The sequence below is a fragment of the Sphingomonas sp. BL2 genome, assembly GCF_056680015.1.
On sequence record NZ_CM155261.1, the window covers coordinates 798,435 to 817,258 of the forward strand.

Below are 18,824 nucleotides of genomic sequence, written 5' to 3' on the forward strand. Positions count from 1 at the left end.
TCCTCCGTTCCACCGCTCGGCCTTTATGTTCTCTCGCGAAGGCGGGAGCTAAGTCTAAGTCCCCGCCTTCGCGGGGACACATGGTGGTTGGTTCACCACCCTGACCTAGCGCTCCACCCCGGCGGAGGCCGGGGCCCAACTGGAACGTCCGGAGTAACGAAGGGCATCGCGCCGTTAGCGACGTTTCCCAATTGGGCCCCGGCCTTCGCCGGGGTGGTATTGGGGATCAATCAGTCCGATGCTCACCCTTGACCCAACGCACCGTCCCCGACGACGCGCGCATCACCACGCTCTCCGTCGTCATCTTGCCCTTCTTCCGCTTCACCCCAGCCAGCAACGAGCCATCCGTAACCCCGGTCGCCGCAAAGATGCAGTCGCCCTTCGCCAGCTCCGAAAGGTCATACTGCTTGTCGAGGTCCGTAATCCCCCACTTCGCCGCACGCCCACGCTCGTCATCGTTCCGGAACAGCAGTCGTCCCTTGAACTGCCCACCGACGCAGCGCAGCGCCGCACACGCCAGCACGCCCTCGGGCGCGCCGCCGGAGCCCATGTACACGTCGACGGTCGTCTCGGGATCCGACGTCGCGATCACGCCGGCAACGTCGCCGTCACCGATCAGCATGATCCCGCAACCTACCTGGCGCAGTTCGGCGATCAGCGCCTCGTGACGCGGCCGGTCCAGCACGCACACGATCAGGTCGCGCGCCGGAACGCCCTTGGCGGCGGCGACAGCGTTGATGTTCTCGGTCGGCGTCTTGTCGAGATCGATGATCCCCTCGGGATAACCCGGCCCGACCGCGATCTTGTCCATGTAGACGTCGGGCGCGTTGAGCAGCCCGCCCTCTTCGGCGATCGCCAGCACGGCGAGGCTGTTCGGCCCCGCGGTCGCGCAGATCGTCGTGCCCTCCAGGGGATCAAGCGCGATGTCGATCTTCGGGCCCTTGCCGATCGCCGAGCCGACCTTCTCGCCGATGAACAGCATCGGGGCTTCGTCGCGCTCGCCCTCGCCGATCACGACGGTGCCGTCCATGTACAGCGAGTTGAGCGCCTCGCGCATCGCCTCGACCGCCGCTGCATCCGCCGCCTTCTCGTCGCCGCGCCCGACGAGCGTGGAGGCGGCGATCGCCGCCGCCTCGGTCACGCGGACCATTTCGAGGACGAGTACGCGGTCGAGAACCTGGCTGGCGGCAGCGGTCAAAGTCTATCTCCTCGGTATGTTTCGACCCGGATAGGCAGCGCCCGCCGGGTTGTCGACCCGATCAGTCCCTCAGCAGGTCGTTGATCGAGGTTTTGGAACGCGTTTGCGCATCGACACGCTTGACGATCACCGCGCAGTACAGGGCCGGCTTGCCGTCCCCGCCACCGATCGAGCCCGGCACGACGACGGAATAGGGCGGCACTTCGCCCTTAAATACTTGGCCAGTCGCGCGGTCGATGATCTTCGTCGACGCGCCCAGATACACGCCCATCGACAGCACCGCGCCCTCGCCGACGCGGACGCCCTCGGCCACTTCCGCGCGCGCGCCAATGAAGGCGCCGTCGCCGATGATGACGGGATCCGCCTGCAAAGGCTCGAGCACGCCACCGATGCCGGCGCCGCCCGAAAGGTGCACGTTCTTGCCGATCTGCGCGCACGACCCGACCGTCGCCCAGGCGTCGACCATCGTCCCCTCGCCGACATAGGCGCCGATGTTGACGAAACTCGGCATCAGGATCGCGCCCTTGGCGATGAAGCTGCCGCGCCGCGCGACCGCGCCAGGAACGACGCGGATGCCAGCCGATCGGAACTCGGCTTCACCCCAGCTCGAGAACTTCGACGGCACCTTGTCGAACCCCGGGGACCCCGCCGAACCGCCGTCGATCACGACGTTGTCGTTGAGCCGGAACGAGAGCAGCACCGCCTTCTTCAACCACTGGTTGACCTGCCAGCCATCAGCGGTCGGCTCGGCAACGCGCGCGGTCCCTGCGTCCAGCATCGCCAGCGCGGACTCGACGGCGTCGCGAACCTCGCCCTTGGTATCGAGGCCCAGGTTCGCGCGGTCGTCCCAGGCGGCGTCGATGATGGTCTGCAAGGTCATGATGTCTCCAGGATGGTTTCGAGCCACGGCGCAAGCACCGGCACGGTGAAATCGATGTGATCGCGCGCCGCGTCGGGCGACTGTTCGGAGCCGTTGTCGATCCACACGGTGGTCATCCCGATCGCCTTGGCCGGCGTCAGGTTGCGCGCCATGTCGTCGGCGAACAGCGACTCCCGCGGATCGATGTCGAACGCCGCGCAGAACCCTGCATAGGCGGATGCATGCGGCTTCGGCATCAGGTTCATCGCGTGGATGTCGTGGATCGCCTCGAAGCTCTCGCCGAGCCCGAGCCGGTCGAGAATCTTCAGCGCGTAGGGCTTGTCGCCATTCGTGAAGACCAGCTTGCGCCCCGGCAGCTTGGCGATCGCGGCGACCAGCGGCGCGTCGTGCTCGATCACGTCCATCTCGATGTCGTGGACATGCGCCAGGAACGCGTGCGGATCGACGTGGTGCTCGGCCATCAGCCCCGACAGCGTCGTGCCGTGATTGTGGAAATACCCCTTCTGCACGCGCCGCGCCTCGTCATGCTCGAGCCCGAGCAGGTCCTGGATGAACCCGGTCATCCGCGCGTCGACCTGCGCGAACAGGTCCGCGCTCGCCGGATACAGCGTGTTGTCGAGATCGAATATCCAGTTGCGGATATGGTCGAGGCGGGGGTCAAGGCGGGTAAGCATCGGCCGGAACCTCTACGGACCGCGACACGCGGCGACAAGCGGGGTGCTACACTGACGACCTTCAGGACCGATGTTTACGATCGCGTAAGGCTTTGCATTCCAGTATGTTACGGAAAATCACAAAAGGGCGGGATGCATGCGCGGCACGAAGGCGGGGCTGCTGAGAACGGCGGCGGTGGCAAGCGGCCTGCTGCTCGCCGCCTGTGGAGGCGGCGGTGGTGGCGGCGTCAACAGCACGCCGGCCCCTCCCACGGTTTCCACCCCGACGCCGACACCGCTTCCAACACCAGCGCCCACCCCTGCTCCGACTCCCGCGCCGACCCCGACCCCGACCCCGACACCGTCCAGCAACGACACCAGCGAATATCGCGCGACCGTCGGCGCGGTCTCGATGAACGCTCTGGCCGCGTACAACGTCGGCGCGACCGGCAAGGGGATCGGCGTCGGCGTGATTGACAGCGGTATCGACCTGCAAAGCCAGGAATTCGGCACCCGCGTCTCGTCCGCCTCGCAGGATGTCGCCGGCAATAGCTCGATCGACGACGAAGGCGGCCATGGCACCGCGGTCGCTTTCACCCTGGCGGGCCGGAGGAATGGCGCGGGCTCGCACGGCGTGGCGTTCGATGCGACCCTGATCGTCCTGCGCGCCGACCGCCCCGGCACCTGCGCTACCGCGAGCAAGGACGACGAGGATTCGGGCTGCAAGTTCGGCACCGACGCGATCACGCGCGGGCTCGACGCGGCACGCACGGCAGGCGCGAAGGTCGTCAACATCTCGCTTGGCGGCTCCGAAATGCCGCAGAGCCTGAAAGACGCGATCGGCCGCGCGACTGCCGCCGGGCTGGTCGTCGTGATCGCCGCGGGCAATGACGGTTCGGTCAATCCCGATCCGTTCACCAACGTCGCAGGCGAAGCGCAGGGCCGCAACCAAGTGATCATCGCCGGTTCGGTCGGCGCCAGCGACGGGATATCCACCTTCAGCGACCGCGCGGGAACCGGCGCTGCGCATTTCCTCACCGCGGTCGGCGAAAGCGTCCGTGCGCCCGACGCGACCGACACCGCCTATCTCTGGTCGGGCACGTCGTTCGCCGCGCCGCAGATTTCCGGCGCGGTGGCGTTGCTCGCCCAGGCCTTCCCCAACCTGACCGGCGCGCAGATCGTCGACATCCTGTTTCGAAGCGCACGCGATGTCGGCGCGCCCGGAGTCGACGCGGTCTACGGCAATGGTGTGCTCGATCTGACGCGCGCATTCCAGCCGCTCGGCACGACCTCGATCGCGGGATCGAAAGCGGTCGTCTCGATGAGCGGCAACGCCAGCCTGTCCGCGCCGATGGGCGACGCGACCCAAGGCGAACTCGGCGCGGTAATTCTCGACGGCTACAGCCGCGCGTTCGCGATCGACCTCGCCAAGACGATCGCCCGCCGCAGCCCGGAACGCTCGCTCGGTGGCGCGCTCCAGTCGCGATTCCGCACGGTCGCATTGGCGCAAGGCAACATGACCGTATCGATGACGCTCGCCCCACGCCCGAACGGCGACGTCGCGCTCGATCGCACCTCGCTCTCCACCGCCGACGCGACCAGCGCGCGCGCGATCGCTGGAATGGTGACGCAGAAGCTCGGCAGCACGCTGTCGTTCGGCTTCGGCTTTGCACAAGGATCGGGCGCGCTCAGTGCACAGCTTTCCGGCCAGTCCGAACCCGCCTTCCTCATCGCCAACACCGGCGGCATGGGCTTCGACAGCAGCATCCGGGCCTCCAGCGCGATGCGGCAGAGCGTCGGTGGGTTCGGCTTCACCGCGGGCATCGAGAATGGCGACGTCCTGACGCAACGCGACAGCGACCTCCGCCTGCGCGACCGATGGCAGCGCTCCGGCTACAACCGGGTATCGCTTGCAGTCGACCGACGCTTCGGCGCGCTGTCGACGATGGTCGCGGCCATCCGCATGGACGAGCGCGACACCGTCCTCGGCGCGCGGTTCGACGCCGCGCTCGGCGCGACACGCGCGGCATCGTGGTTCGTCGATACCAAGGCGCGGTTCGATGCAGGTAGCGGCTGGAGCATCGGCGGTTCGATGCGCCAGGGCTGGACCCGCGCCGCCGTCCGCGGCGGTCTCAGCGGCGACGGCCTCGTCCGCACCAATGCGTTCGCGGCCGACATCGGCAAGGACGGCGTGTTCGGTCACGACACGCTCGGCCTCCGCGTCGCACAACCGTTGCGCGTAGCGCGCGGCGGGATCGACCTCGGCCTCCCGACCTATTTCGACTATGCCAGCAACACCGTCACCGACTGGACCACGCAACGCCTCAACCTCGCCCCGCAAGGCCGCGAACTCGATGTCGAGATGCGCTACGGCGTCCGCGCATTCGGCGGTGGCCTAGACACCAACCTGTTCTACCGCCGCGACCCCGGCAACTTCGCCGCGCTCCCCAACGACTACGGCATGGCGATGCGGTACAGCCTGGGGTTCTGAGAGCCGACCCCTCATCCTCCCCCGCAAGGGGGAGGTGGCTGGCTCTTGCCAGACGGAGGGGGAGGCAAGCGAAACATCTGCTCCGTGTCCCCCCCCTCCGTCGCCTTCGGCGCCACCTCCCCCTTGCGGGGGAGGATTACGGGTCAATTCGTCAAAACACTGGATAAGCTACCGGTCGGTACCTATCTCTGCCGCATGACACGCTATTCCCTGCTCGATCTGGTCCCCGTCATCGAAGGCGGCACCGTCTCCCAATCTCTCGCCAACGCGGCCGACCTCGCGCGGCACGCCGAGAGCGTCGGGTTCCAGCGCTACTGGGTTGCCGAGCATCACGGCATGACCGGCATCGCATCAGCCGCGACCGCCGTCGTGATCGCGCACATCGCTGCCGCTACGAAGACCATCCGCGTAGGCTCGGGCGGCATCATGCTCCCCAATCACGCGCCGCTGACGATCGCCGAACAGTTCGGTACGCTCGACGCCTTGTTCCCCGGCCGCATCGACCTGGGCCTCGGCCGCGCACCCGGTTCCGACCAGCGCGTCGCGCGCGCAATGCGCCGCACGCTCGAGACAGACGCCAACGCCTTCCCGCAAGACGTCATGGAGCTCCAGAGCTACTTCGCCAACGATGGCCAGACCGGCATCGTCGCGACCCCGGGCGCAGGCGCGGACGTCGAGATGTGGATCCTCGGCTCCAGCACGTTCGGCGCGCAGCTGGCGGCGGCACTCGGCCTGCCCTACGCGTTCGCCTCACACTTCGCGCCCGACGCGCTCGATGCCGCGCTCGCGATCTACCGCCGTGACTTCCGCCCTTCTGCGCGCCTGTCGAAGCCACACGTCATGGCCGGCTTCAACGTGTTCGCGGCCGAGACCGATGCGGAGGCAGAACTGCTCGCCACCTCGCAGCAACAGTCGTTCGTCGCGCTCCGCACGGGCAACCCCGGCAAGATGAAGCCGCCCCTCGCCGGCTACCGCGAGTCGCTCGGCGCGCAGGGCAACCAGATCCTCGACCACGTGCTTCAATGCTCGGCAGTCGGCAGCCCGGCCAAGGTCGCCCGCGGCATCGCGGCGTTCGTCGAGCGGACCGGCGTCGACGAGGTCATGGTAACCAGCGCGATTTACGACCACGAAGCGCGCAAGCGCAGCCTGTCGATCACTGCCGACGTGATGCAGGACTTGAAGATCGCGGCGTAAGACTGGGCCAGTGGTCACGGACTGAACGGGGATCAACGCCGCGTTCAGTCCGTTCAGTCGCCGCCGGCTTCGACATACTCGAAATAGCTGAAATCGGCGGGTTCGCCTGATCCCGACATATCCTGGCACGCCATCCCGACAAAGGCGCCGGTGAAGTTGGGCAGGCCCGGCAAGGTCGCCTCATCGGACAGGATGCTCGCGTCGAACCGGTCCGCGAGCCAGGTCCACGCGCTCGATTGCGCATTCCGGTATCCGAAGCGAAGGCTTTCGTGATCCACCTCGACCCGCAATCCGATCGGGCCCGCGTCGATCGCGATCGGCTGGGTGATCACGCTGCTGCCGAGCGGGGTCGGTATCGCCGACAGCACCTGCAGCACGCGCCGGCCATCGTCGTCGGCGGTGACGTGCAGATAATGAAACTTCGTCGAATTATAGTAGCAGACCAGCCCCCCCGCCTGCTGGAAGTGACGCGGTTCGAACGTGACGAGCGTCTCAGCGGCATAGGCGAACGCCTGCTGCCGGCGCGCGACCAGCGACTGCGTGAAGTGGCTCCCGATCGTCTCGCGGCCGTAGAGGCGCAGATAACCGGGCCGCGCGGTTAGGCTGAACAACCGGTCGGCATCCGGCGTGCGCAGCCACTGGAAGGCCTCGGGCAGCGTCGCGGTATCGAACGCGCTGCGCTCGCGCGGCGGTTCGGAAGCGGCCGACGCCGTGCCATCCTCCACGATCAGCGCCGGACTCGCGTCGCCATCGAGCGTCCGCAGCCAGCCGTCCTCGCCCCAGCGCATCGGCTGGATCGCGGTCTCGCGCCCCAGCACGCATCGATCGCTGACGGGCAGCGGCCGTCCGCACAGATACACCATCCAGGTTTCGCCGGTCGGCGTTTCGACCAGATCGCCGTGCCCGGTCCGCTGCAACTGCACGCCCTGCTTGCCCGCCGCGGTCAGTACCGGGCCATCCGGATGCACCTCGTACGGTCCGAACAGCGACCGCGACCGCGCCATCACGACGGCATGGTTGCGCTCGGTGCCGCCTTCCGCGACCAGCAGGTGATACCAGCCGTCGCGTTTGTAGAGGTGCGGGCCCTCGGTGAAGCCAAGCGACGTGCCCTCGAAGATCATCCTATGGTCGCCGAGCATGCCGCCCGTCGCGAGGTCGATCTCCTGCGCCACGATCCCGGCAAAGCGCCGCCCGCCCGGCCGGTGGTCCCACAGCATGTTGAGCAGCCAGCTCCGCCCGTCATCGTCATGGAACAGCGCCGGGTCGAAACCACTGCTGTTGAGGTGGACGGGATCGGACCAAGGCCCGTCGATATGCTCCGCCGTGACCCAGTAATTGTGGAAATCGCGCAGCGACGCGCCCCGCGCACCGTCGATCGTCGTCTGGCCGTAGCGCTTCACGTCGGTGTAGATCAGGTGGAACCGACCGTTCGCATGGCTCAGGTCCGGCGCCCAGACTCCGCACGAGTCCGGATTCCCGCGCATGTCCAACTGGCTCGCGCGGTTGAGCGGTCGCGTTACCAGCCGCCAGTTCGCGAGGTCGCGCGAATGGTGGATCTGGACGCCCGGATACCATTCGAAGGTCGAGGTCGCGATGTAGTAATCGTCGCCGACGCGGACGATCGATGGGTCCGGATTGAAGCCGGGAAGGATCGGATTTCGAATAGTCATGCGGGCTTTCGTATCAGGACCCAGAGGAGTGCGGCGCCGACCAGGTCGAGCAGTCCGAGCAGGATGAAGAACGGCTGGTAGCCGACCTCCGCGACCATCGAGCCGAGCACCAGCGTGAAGATCAGGACGCCGAGATTGGCGGCGGTGCCCGACATCCCCGTCGCGGTCGCGACCTGATCCTGCGGGAACAGGTCCGACGACAGCGTGATGACGGTCACCGACAGCGTCTGGTGCGCAAAACCACCGAGGCACAGCAGCGCGATCGCCGCGATCGGGCTGGTCACCGTGCCGACGAACATCATCCCCGTCATCAGCACCGCGCCTACCGTGAAGGCGCCACGCCGCGCATCGATAAGGTCGACACCGCGCCGTTGCAGCCACGCCACCACGATCGGCCCAAACAGGCATCCGAGGTCCGCCGCCAGGAACGGCAGCCACGCGAACATCGCGATCTGGCCGAGATCGAAATGGCGCACCTGCACGAGGTATAGCGGCATCCAGAACGACAGCATGCCCCACACCGGATCGGCGAGGAACCGCGCCGCCGCGATTGCCCACAGGTTACGCCGCCGCAGCAGTTCGCCGAGCGGCGGACGCTTGCGGTGCGTGGCGAGCGATGCCTCCTGTCCTTCGATGATCAGCGTGCGTTCCGCCGGCGACAGCCGTCGATGTTTCGCGGGCGGCGCATACCAGAATAGCCAGGCGATAACCCACACCAGCCCGAGCGCACCGGCGATGAAGAAGGCCGCGTGCCAGCTATGGCTGAGCACCGCCCAGGCCACCAGCGGCGGCGCGAACACCGCGCCGAACGAGGCCCCGATCTGATAGATGCCGCCCGCGACGCCGCGCTCGCGTGCCGGAAACCATTCGGCAACCAGCTTCATGCCCGCGGGCTGCGCCGATCCCTCGACCAGCCCCAGCGCGCCGCGCAGGCCGGCGAATCCCATCCAGCCGGTCGCCAGTCCGTGCGCCATCGTGATCAGCGACCAGACCGTGACGAACAGCGTGAAGCCGATCTTCAGCCCGACCACGTCGAGCACATAGCCGGCGAGCGGCTGGAACATGATGCCGATCTGGAATGCGCCGGTGATCCAGGAATATTCGGCGGCGCTGATATGCTGCTCGGTCATAATCGCCGGCGCCGCGACGCCCAGCACGCTGCGTGCAAGATAGTTGATGACCATCGCCACCACGAACAGGCCGATGATGGTCCAGCGGATATTCCTGAAACGCCGCACCCTCACCCCCTCGGTAACGTTATCATCGCGTGGTAGACGCCGACGCTCGCATTAGGCAAGCATTGCTGCTGCAAAAACGCGTCGAAATGCGGTCGAGAGCAACTGTAGCCACGCGCGGCGCGGTCGCGGTCCGGCTCAGTGCGCCGCCGCGATCGGCATTTCGTAGATCGCCGCGGAGATCGCCGGTACCATCACGGTGCGTGTCCCCGCCACCTTGCTTCCGACGATCGTCACGCCGTTCGGGTAGGCGATCGTGTTTGCCGCCTCCACCGTCTTGCCGGTCATGACCCAGCGTCTGCCGCCGCTTCGCAGCCTCATGCCGGAAAGCGCAAGGTTCAGTCGCTGCGGCCGGAACGTCGCGTTCACCACTGCGAGGCGCAGTTTGGTGCCGTCCGGCGACAGCCCCGCGATCACGTCGAGCGGATAAGTCGGGCTGCCCGCGCGCACCTTGGGATGCGCATGGCCGACTGGATACTTTGGCTCTGGTTGCGGTACATCGCCATCGACTTTCAGCGGAACCGTCCCGGCGCCGAAATGCTCGCCGTACAGTTTAAATACGGTGCCAGTGGCGTTGAGGGTCGCGGCGGATGGCGAGATGTCCATCGTCGAAACGCCGGTCGTGAACGCCGACATCGTCAGGAAATCGGTGTGGCGGAGCATCTCCTGGAATACCATCGCATAGGCCAGCGAGGATTTGAGCGTCGGCGGTCCGGCCATGTACGCGTATTCGTCGATCGACAGGAACGTCTTGGCGGCGCGAATCTTCGGGAACTTCGTCTCGTAGATCGCCCATTCCTCCGCCTCCATGCGAACATGGTTCGACGGCGAACGGACGAACTCGATCAGTTCGTCGGCGGCCGGCGCATCGGGCCGTTTTTCCGCGCGATCATACCAATGCTCGGTAATGCCGTCGAAATTGCCCCATGCCTTGGCGAAGAAGCCGCCGGTCCAGTCCTCCTCGGTACCGAATTTCGCCTGGATGCTCTCGATCGACGAGTTCTGCTGCACGCCCTTCGGATGCAACTGGTCGGGCATCGCGCCCGATGCGATCAGCCTTATCGACGGGTCCTTCGCGCGCATCGCCTTCGCGAATTCATTGTGCTTGATCATGAAGTAATCGAGCGAAGTCTTGCCGATCTGCCACCAGCCGAACGGTTCGTTGCCGATGTTCCACCATTTGACGCGGTATGGCTCGGGATGACCGTTCGCCGCACGCTTCGCGCCCCATCCGGAGGTCGCCGCACCGTTGAGATATTCGACTTCCTCCGCCGCCGAGTTCGCATCGCCCAGCCCGGCATTGACCGTGACATAGGGTTCGACGCCCAGGATACGCGTCAGGTCCATCCATTCGTCCATGCCGAGATCGTTCGGCTGCATCGCGCTCCAGGCGTGATCGAACATCGGCGGGCGCGCGTCGCGCGGCCCGATCGCCTCGTGCCAATCCCAGTCGGACAGGAAGTTTCCGCCGGGCAAGCGCCAGAAGCCCGAGTTCAGCGACTTCGCGATCGCGGTCGTATCCGCGCGCCAGCCATTGACGTTGTCCGCCGGCATCAGCGACACCACGCCGACCCGAAAGACGCCAGGGCCGTTGCCAGTGCCGGTGATCTCCAACCGCGCATCGGTCGCCGCCGCGGTCGGCGTGAACGCGAAGCTGGCCTCGCTCCAGTCCGCGCCGGGCGCCGGCAACGGCACGACCTGCCGTTCCTGCGGCCGATCGCCCCAGACCAACGCCGCCGACACCGACACGCCTGGCTCGCCACTCAGCCTGAGCTTGCCGACATACCGCCGGCCGCGGACGACCTCGATCCCGCTCTGGCCGATGCCGGTGACATGGTCGGCGAACACCGCGATCCGCGCGCTCTGCGTGCCGACGTACGGATGCTGCGTGTCCATCTTGACGGCCACATCGCCGCCGATCGGGCGCCATTTGCGGTAGACGATTCCGGGTCGCCCTTCGGCATTGACCGGTGGCGGCGCGTCGCTCGCCGCAGGGCCGATCGGGTAGTAGAATTTCCGGTCGTCGAGCATCTCCGCCCACAGCGTCCGCGCGACCAGTCCGCCGATCGGTTCGATGAACATGCCGTATTCATAGGGTGTGACGGCCGCAGACCGCGCCGTTGCGTCGATCCGGACGGCGATAGGCTGAGCCCGTTGCGCCTCGGCCGAGACGAAGACCGTGGCTTGACCCGCGAACAGGACGAACGCTGCGACGACCGGTTTCATCGACCTCTCCCCTTTTGTGCGTGCTCGCCATTCCGGCGATGATCGCGACGCGCCGGTTCGATCCCGATGTCGTAGCGCATGTCGAAATAGATTACGCAGACTAATGATAACGTCAACATGCGTTTTCGGCGTGTCGGCATACTCTGGTCGAGATCCGACCAACTTGCATCGCGGGACCGAAGGTCTAGGTCGCTTCGTCGTGTATGGTTCGTATTGAGGGGCTCGACGTGACGATCGTCGGGCGGGGTTGAAGGGATCGGTGTGAAGGAACGCGCTCGGCGCTCGCGCAGCCCGACGATCATCGATGTCGCCGCGCAGGCCGGGGTATCCCCGATGACGGTGTCGCGCGTCATCAACGGCCGCGCCAGCGTCGATCCGACCACGCGCGCCAGTGTCCAGGATGCGATCGACGCACTGGGCTACACGCCGAACCTCGCCGCGCGCAGTCTGGTCACGTCCACCGAACTCAAGATCGGCGTGATCTACGCCAACCCGAGCGCCGCGTTCATGAGCGACTTCCTCACCGGCGTGTTCGAGGAGGCCTCGACTCGCGGCGCGCGCCTGATTTTGCTCAAGGGCGAGGACGGCCGTCCGCCGAGCCCCGCCGCGCTGGAGAACCTGGTCGCAACGGGTATCTCCGGCATGATCTGCGCGCCGCCATTGAGTGAATCCGCGGCGGTCCTCGACGTGTTGCGCAAGGCGCGCGTGCCGGTGGCGGCGGTCGGCGCGCACGATGTCGACGACGTGATCTGCGTCCGTATCGACGATCGTCTCGCGGCGTACGAGATGACGCGCGAGCTGATCGCGATGGGTCATCGCCGGCTTGGGTTCGTCGTCGGCAACCCCGACCAGGTCGCCAGTCTGAAGCGGCTCGACGGCTTCTACGCCGCGGTGCGCGAACATCCGGGCGTTCGCGCAACGATCGCGCAAGGCGATTTCAGCTTTGCCTCGGGACTCGCCGCCGGCGACCAGCTGCTCCAGGCCGATCCGCCCCCGACCGCGATCTTCGCCAGCAACGACGACATGGCCGCCGCCGTCGTGTCGGTCGCGCATCGGCGACAGCTGGACGTGCCACGCGAACTGACGGTCGTCGGGTTCGACGATACCACCGCGGCGGTGATGCTGTGGCCGCCGCTGACCACGGTACATCAGCCGGTCCGCCGCCTCGCCGCAGAAGCGCTCGGCCTTCTGGTCGCGGAGATCGCCACGCCGCTAAGAACCCCTGCAAAGCGGGCCGACCGGGTGCTGGACCACGCAATCGTCAAGCGACAGTCGACGTCGCCGCCGCAGGACGACGCCACGCCTTAACGCCATCCGCCGTTTCTGCGGACGTCGACGACCTTCACTCCACCGCACCGATAGTATGAGTATTGACTCCTCCACGATGTCGCCGCATTGTTGCGTGGTAACGTTATCAAACAGCAACATCGAGTTGCGGGATGACGTGGCAGGAACGCTGGTAAATCGGCGCGCCGTAAAAGGGGGTAGGATGCAATGGTTTCCAGAATCACGACTCTGTCGGTTCACGTCCGCGCCAGCGTTTGCGCGCAAGACACATCGCGTTTAGCAGCAGCGCCACGATCGATTTCTACCATTTCCAGTCCGACTACACGGCAACTGCGCACCCTCATCGCCGGATCGAGCAGCATCGCCGCGCTCATCCTCTCGCTATACGCAGCGCCGTCTTTCGCACAGGCCGCCACTCCACAAACCACCGACACCGTCGCCTCCGCAGAGCCGGTCGCCGAGACGCCCAGGCCCGCCGAACCCGAAGCCGTCAGAACCGCCGACATCATCGTCACCGGCTCGCGGATCCAGTCGAGCGGCTTCACCGCCCCGACGCCGACCACGGTCATCAGCGAAGCCGACATCCAGAACAACGCGCAGCCCAACGTCTTCACGACGATCGCGCAGCTGCCGTCGTTGCAGGGATCGAGCGGCTCGACGACCAACACGTTCAGCACGTCGAGCGGCCAGCAGGGCCTGAGTTCGTTCTCGCTCCGGGGCCTGGGCACGATCCGTACGCTCACCTTGGTCGACGGCCAGCGCGTCGTCGGCGCCTATTATACCGGCGTCACCGATGTCAGCCTGCTCCCACAATTGCTGATCAAGCGAGTCGACATCGTCAACGGCGGCGCGTCGGCGTCCTATGGATCGGACGCGGTCGGCGGCGTCGTCAACTTCATCACCGACACCCATTTCCAGGGCTTCAAGGGCAACATCCAGGGCGGCATCACCAACTACGGCGATGACGGTCAGGGGCTGATCCAGCTTGCCGCGGGACGGAGCTACCTGAACGATCGACTCCACCTCGTCGTCAGCGGCGAATATGCCAAGGAAGCAGGTGTCGGCCCCGGCGATTTCGGCACCGACCTCGCCGGGGGTCGCGACTGGTTCACGCAGACGACGATGATCAACCGCAACGTAGTCGACGACGGATCGCCGCAATACGTCCTGCGCGACTTCGCCCAGCCGTATAACTTTACGAAATACGGCCTCATCACCGCCGGTCCACTGCAAGGCACCGCGTTCGACCAGAGCGGCCGCCCCTTCCAGTTCCAATACGGCTCGAACGGCGTGCCCGCACGTGACAATTCCGGCGCGGTCCGAGGCTGCCTGCCCGGCTTCTGCGTCGGCGGCGACCTGTCGGGGAACATCGATACCGGCCGCACCTTGCAGTCGGCGATCCAGCGCCTCGATAGCTATGGGCGTATCGGCTATGATTTCGCGACCGACAACGAAGTCTATGTCAGCGTCAACGTCGGCCAGGTGAAGACCCACAACCAGCCGACCAACGGGGCCAACCGACCCGGCCTGAGGCTGCAGTGCGCCAACCCGTTCGTCCCGGCGTCGATCCAGGCGGCGTGCGCGACCGCGGGGATCACGGACTTCCAGTTCGGCGCCAGCGTCGCGATCCTGCCGAACACCATCGTCCATACCGACCGCCGCCAATACCGTGTCGTCGGCGGCCTGAAGGGCAAGTTCGATATTGGTGGGTCGCCCTGGACCTATGACGCTTATTACGAGCGCGGCATCACCGATACCGCGATCGACGTCGACGACATCGTCCTCACGCCGCATTTCAACCAGGCGATCCAGGCGATCACGCTCAACGGCGCGATCGTCTGCGCCAATCCGGTCGCGCGCGCCAATGGCTGCATCCCGCTCAACATCATCGGCGGCGCGACGCCCTCTGAGTCGGCACGCCGGTATGTCCAGCCCGAGAACGGCCCGATCCAGCGCCTTCACCTGACGCAGGACGTCGCGAGCCTCGCCTTCTCCGGCACCCCCGTCGAGCTCTGGGCGGGTCCCTTGTCGGTCGCGTTCGGCGGCGAATATCGCAAGGAATTCTACAAGGTCCGCGCGGACGCATACGGCGCCGGCGTTTCCGCGCTCAGTCCCTATACCAGCGAATACCCTGCCGACCCGACCCTGCTCGCGGCCGGCAACAACTGGTATGCCGGCAACTACAAGAACGGCACCGGCGCCTACGACGTCAAGGAAGCGTTCCTCGAGCTGGACGTCCCGCTGTTCAAGTCGGACATGATGGGCAGGGCCAACATTAACGGCGCGGCCCGCATCACCGACTACAGCACCTCGGGCCGGGTCTGGACGTGGAAGATCGGCGGGACATGGGACACGCCGCTCAACGGACTTCGCCTGCGCGGCGTCACCTCGCGCGACGTTCGCGCACCCAATCTGTCCGAGCTGTTCGCCGCTCCGGTGACGACGACGCTGCCCAACTTCCTCGACCCTGCGCGCAACGTGAACGTCGTGGCGATCCAGAACGCGATCGGCAACCCGGCACTCACCCCCGAGATCGCGCGCAATACTGAGGTCGGTGCAGTCTATGCCAATCCGTCCTGGCTGCCGGGGTTCAGCGCTTCGGTCGATTACTATAACATCAAGGTCACCGACGTGATCTCCAGCCTTGGCGCGGCGCAGATCGTCGATCTGTGCTTCCGCAACATCCTGCCCGAAACGTGCAGCGCGTATAATCTCAACAACACCGCCGGTCCCAATTTCATCAATACGCAGGCGTTCAACCTCGCGTCGATCAAGACCGACGGCTTCGATATCGAGGCAAGCTATCGGTGGCGGCGCCCGCTCGGTGTGGACGGGACGTTCACGCTCCGCGGCCTGGCGACGCACATTCGGAAGTTCGTCACGGATACCGGCCTGCCGGGGACGATTTCGACCGATGGCGCCGGCGTGAACCTCGGCGCCACCCCGCGCTGGAAGCTGCTCGCGGTACAGGCGTTCAGCAACGACCGCTTCAGCCTGACGGTGCAGGAACGCTGGTTCAGCGACGGCAATTACGGCAACCAGTACGTCGTCTGCGCGCCCGGCACCTGCCCGCTCTCGACCACCACCGCGCCGACGATCGACCGCAACTTCATGCCCGGCGCCTTCTATCTCGACGTCGGCGGAACGTATACCATCACCAAACAGGTGTCCGGCTATTTCAAGGTCGACAACGTCTTCGATCACGACCCGGCCGCGTCGCCGCAAAGCGCCAACCCGGCCTTGTACGACATCGTCGGGCGCATCTACCGTGTCGGCGTCCGCTTCTCGTTCTGACGCCCCACGCCTACCAATACGGAGATCCAGCATGCGCGCTCTCGCCCTTCTGATTGCCGGCACGATGCTGGGCTCGTCCGCGATCGCGCAGACCGCTGACGGTGCGGCGTCGCAACCGGCGGCACTGGAACGCGGGTCGGGCACGTACCCCGCGATCTTCGAGGAACGACCGGACCTGCCCGACCATGTCGTCTACCGCCCGGCGAATCTTGGTGCGCTGGGTCGGGCCAAGCTCGGAATCTACGTCTTCGGCAATGGCGGCTGCAGCGCGGACGGTACGAGTTCGCGCAACCACCTGCTGGAGATCGCCTCGCACGGCTATCTCGTCATCGCGTCGGGCACGATCCCAAAACCGAAGTCCGACGCCGCCACCAAACCCGGCCCAACCCCCGCCCCCGGCACGAAGCTGACCTCGGCAACGCCGACGCGCGCGCTGACCGACGCGATCGACTGGGCACAGCGCGAGAATGCCCGCGCCGGCAGTCCGTTCAAGGGCAGGATCGCCACCACCGAGATCGCGGCGTCCGGCTGGAGTTGCGGCGGCTTGCAGGCATTATCGGCGGCGCAGGACCCGCGTGTGGCGACCGCGGTGATCATGAACAGCGGCTTCTTCCCAGAGGGCGCGAACCCGATCGGCGGCGTCGTGTCTGACAAGGCACTGCTGAAAACGCTGCACGGCTCTATCCTATATGTGCTCGGCGGCCCGACCGACATCGCGGTCGCGAACGGCACCGACGATTTCCAGCGGATCGATCACATCCCCGCGGCGCTGGTCAACATACCGGTTGGCCATGGCGGCACGTACATGCAGCCGCATGGCGGTATTGCGGCAGAGGTCGTGACCGCCTGGCTGGATTGGCAGCTGAAGAACGACCGAACCGCCGCCGCACGCTTGATCGGCAAGGACTGCGGGTTCTGCAAGGACAAGCGGCTCACAATCGAGCGGAAACACTTCGACTAGCCTCAGACATTACCCCAACGCACGCTCAACCGCCGCGCAGCAGGCGCATCACCAACGTCCGGATGCGCCCGTGATTCTCCTTCGACGCGCCGAGCACGCCGTGGCGTTCGGGCGGGAGGAACGCGAGGGGGTGGCCGTCGGGGCGGAATACGTAATGATCGAACCACGCGCGCCATGCTGCGCGCTCGGCCGGCGGGCGTTCGGCGATTGTCAGGAGCGACAGCAGCATCGCGGTGTAGGGCTGATCCGGTCCTGCGCTGAAGCCGTCCCACCAGAAATTGACCAGGACGTTGACGTCGCCGACCGCCTCGACCTGATGCCACCAGAGTTTCGGCACGTAGAGCGCGTCGCCGGGCTCCATCTCGACGACCAGCGCGCGGTCGCGGGCGTTTTCGAAGCGGGGGAAGCGCAGGTCGCCGGGCTCGCTGCCAACCGCGAGGCTGATCGGCTGGCCGGCCAGCGTGTGGTCGATCGGCCCCACATACAGGTCGCGGATCGCGTCCGGCGGGAACAGCGTGAAGCGCCGCCGCCCCGCCGCGACGCACGCGACATTGTCCATCGTGTCGTAATGGCAGGCGACGGTCGAGGCGTGCCCGACCCAGAACCGGGGGCGCACCGCGGGCGGTACGAACGGCAGGCGGGTGGTCTCCTCGATACCGGGGAAATACGTCTCCGCGGTCATCGATCCCATGTACATGCTCGCCCGGTCGAGGTCCGACGCGCTGTCGAGGATGCGCGTCAGCGCCTCGCCGAACGGCACCGCGCTGCGGTCGAAATTGAAACCAGCGAGCGTCGCGTCGTAAGTGTACCGCGCGCCGATCTCGGGCTTGCCGACGAACACCTCCGCGAGCTTGCCGCTATCGAAGCGGCGAAGCTGCGCCACCACGCCGTCCAGCGCAGCACTTGGCGTCGTCGCCCCCGACAGCATCGCCCAATCCCGCGCCGCACCGCGCAGCACCGCGGGCTCGCACCGCGCCATCACCTCGGCCTGGAAAGTGTCCGGATCGCGCAACGCGTCGGCGGGTGGCTCGTGCAGCATCAGCCGATGTCCGCCAGCCGATTGTTCCGGATCCGGCCGAGCGTCCGCAGATGGCGGATCGATCCAGCCTGCGCATAGGCGAGTTGCAGGTCGCCGCGGCGAAACAGGTCGAGTACCGCGGCATCGGGCAATGTGTGCAGCGCATCGAGGCTGATCGTGTAGAGCCCTTCGAGCGTTAGATGTTCGCCGTCATCGAAGCTCATCGTCACGTCGATCGGCTCGAGCAGGCGGTGCGCGAGGAAACGCTCGATCAGCGCATCGGTCTCCGGAATGCCCGACTGTAGGACGTGAAGCGCCTGCTGGATGCGCTTGAGTGGTAGCGCTGCCTCACCGTTCATGTCGAACAAAAGCTGGCCGTCTGGCTCCACGAAAACGCCATGCTCGCGGTCGACGACCAACTGCCCGTCTGTGATGTAGAAGCCCTGCCGTTCGAGGTCGGCGGGCCGGTAATCGGGCAACGTGCCCTTGACCGCCATCAGGTTGCGGCCCGGCTCGAGTCCCATCACGACCCCGGCGTAGAAGGCGCCCGTCTCCGGGTGCTTTGTGAAGAGAATCGCATAATGGGGGGCGGCTTGGAGGAATTCATCGGCGACGATCTGCGCGAAGTGCCGCTCGCCATCATGCGCGCGCGATACGCGCAACGCCGCGTGCTGCGCATGGCTCAGCATCTCCCAGATCGGCATCCCATTCCCCTCC

At 66.3% G+C, this 18,824-nt stretch carries 13 protein-coding genes; 5 read left to right on the forward strand and 8 right to left on the reverse strand.

Translation table 11 applies throughout. From position 1 onward, the window contains the following. Positions 1-226 precede the first annotated feature (226 nt). From glpX to AC1ME3_RS03645, 3 genes are all read right to left on the reverse strand, one after another. On the reverse strand, positions 227-1,198 hold the full coding sequence (gene glpX, locus AC1ME3_RS03635) for a class II fructose-bisphosphatase (protein ID WP_056065803.1): 972 nt from the start codon (positions 1,196-1,198) through the stop codon (positions 227-229). Between the two features lie 61 nt (positions 1,199-1,259). Continuing rightward, entirely contained in the window at positions 1,260-2,078 is an 819-nt protein-coding gene (gene dapD, locus AC1ME3_RS03640) for a 2,3,4,5-tetrahydropyridine-2,6-dicarboxylate N-succinyltransferase (RefSeq protein WP_480954891.1), read from the reverse strand. After that, entirely contained in the window at positions 2,075-2,752 is a 678-nt protein-coding gene (locus AC1ME3_RS03645) for a pyrimidine 5'-nucleotidase (protein WP_480954892.1), read from the reverse strand. Before AC1ME3_RS03645 ends, dapD begins: the two co-directional genes overlap by 4 nt. Positions 2,753-2,888: 136 nt before the next feature. On the opposite strand from AC1ME3_RS03645, the gene AC1ME3_RS03650 reads away from it, so the two are divergent. Both AC1ME3_RS03650 and AC1ME3_RS03655 read left to right on the forward strand, forming a co-directional pair. Next, complete coding sequence (locus tag AC1ME3_RS03650) at positions 2,889-5,222, forward strand: S8 family peptidase (RefSeq protein ID WP_480954893.1); 2,334 nt, start codon at positions 2,889-2,891, stop codon at positions 5,220-5,222. A 195-nt stretch (positions 5,223-5,417) separates the two neighbouring features. Further along, positions 5,418-6,416 carry an LLM class flavin-dependent oxidoreductase gene (locus tag AC1ME3_RS03655; protein WP_107954719.1) on the forward strand — a complete coding sequence of 333 codons (999 nt, stop codon included), beginning with the start codon at positions 5,418-5,420 and terminating at the stop codon, positions 6,414-6,416. Between the two features lie 53 nt (positions 6,417-6,469). Here the strand turns inward: AC1ME3_RS03655 and AC1ME3_RS03660 are convergent, their stop codons facing one another. The 3 genes from AC1ME3_RS03660 to AC1ME3_RS03670 all read right to left on the reverse strand — a co-directional run bounded on the left by AC1ME3_RS03660 (position 6,470) and on the right by AC1ME3_RS03670 (position 11,547). Further along, entirely contained in the window at positions 6,470-8,086 is a 1,617-nt protein-coding gene (locus AC1ME3_RS03660; protein WP_480954894.1) for a glycoside hydrolase family 43 protein, read from the reverse strand. Further along, positions 8,083-9,324 carry an MFS transporter gene (locus AC1ME3_RS03665; RefSeq protein ID WP_480954895.1) on the reverse strand — a complete coding sequence of 414 codons (1,242 nt, stop codon included), beginning with the start codon at positions 9,322-9,324 and terminating at the stop codon, positions 8,083-8,085. Before AC1ME3_RS03665 ends, AC1ME3_RS03660 begins: the two co-directional genes overlap by 4 nt. A 135-nt stretch (positions 9,325-9,459) precedes the next feature. After that, positions 9,460-11,547 (reverse strand): alpha-L-arabinofuranosidase C-terminal domain-containing protein, encoded by a 2,088-nt coding sequence (locus AC1ME3_RS03670; protein WP_480954896.1) that lies wholly within the window; start codon positions 11,545-11,547, stop codon positions 9,460-9,462. 261 nt (positions 11,548-11,808) lie between these two features. Between AC1ME3_RS03670 and AC1ME3_RS03675 the strand changes: the two genes are divergently transcribed. The 3 genes from AC1ME3_RS03675 to AC1ME3_RS03685 all read left to right on the forward strand — a co-directional run bounded on the left by AC1ME3_RS03675 (position 11,809) and on the right by AC1ME3_RS03685 (position 17,089). Further along, positions 11,809-12,855 carry a LacI family DNA-binding transcriptional regulator gene (locus AC1ME3_RS03675; protein WP_480954897.1) on the forward strand — a complete coding sequence of 349 codons (1,047 nt, stop codon included), beginning with the start codon at positions 11,809-11,811 and terminating at the stop codon, positions 12,853-12,855. Positions 12,856-13,041: 186 nt separating this feature from the next. Continuing rightward, on the forward strand, positions 13,042-16,128 hold the full coding sequence (locus AC1ME3_RS03680; protein WP_480954898.1) for a TonB-dependent receptor plug domain-containing protein: 3,087 nt from the start codon (positions 13,042-13,044) through the stop codon (positions 16,126-16,128). A gap of 31 nt (positions 16,129-16,159) precedes the next feature. Next, positions 16,160-17,089 carry an alpha/beta hydrolase gene (locus tag AC1ME3_RS03685; RefSeq protein WP_480954899.1) on the forward strand — a complete coding sequence of 310 codons (930 nt, stop codon included), beginning with the start codon at positions 16,160-16,162 and terminating at the stop codon, positions 17,087-17,089. A gap of 25 nt (positions 17,090-17,114) precedes the next feature. Here the strand turns inward: AC1ME3_RS03685 and AC1ME3_RS03690 are convergent, their stop codons facing one another. Next, positions 17,115-18,128 (reverse strand): cupin-like domain-containing protein, encoded by a 1,014-nt coding sequence (locus AC1ME3_RS03690; protein ID WP_480954900.1) that lies wholly within the window; start codon positions 18,126-18,128, stop codon positions 17,115-17,117. Next, positions 18,128-18,811, reverse strand: coding sequence for a SapC family protein (locus tag AC1ME3_RS03695; RefSeq protein ID WP_480954901.1), 684 nt, complete (start codon positions 18,809-18,811; stop codon positions 18,128-18,130). Before AC1ME3_RS03695 ends, AC1ME3_RS03690 begins: the two co-directional genes overlap by 1 nt. Between the last annotated feature and the right edge of the window lie 13 nt (positions 18,812-18,824).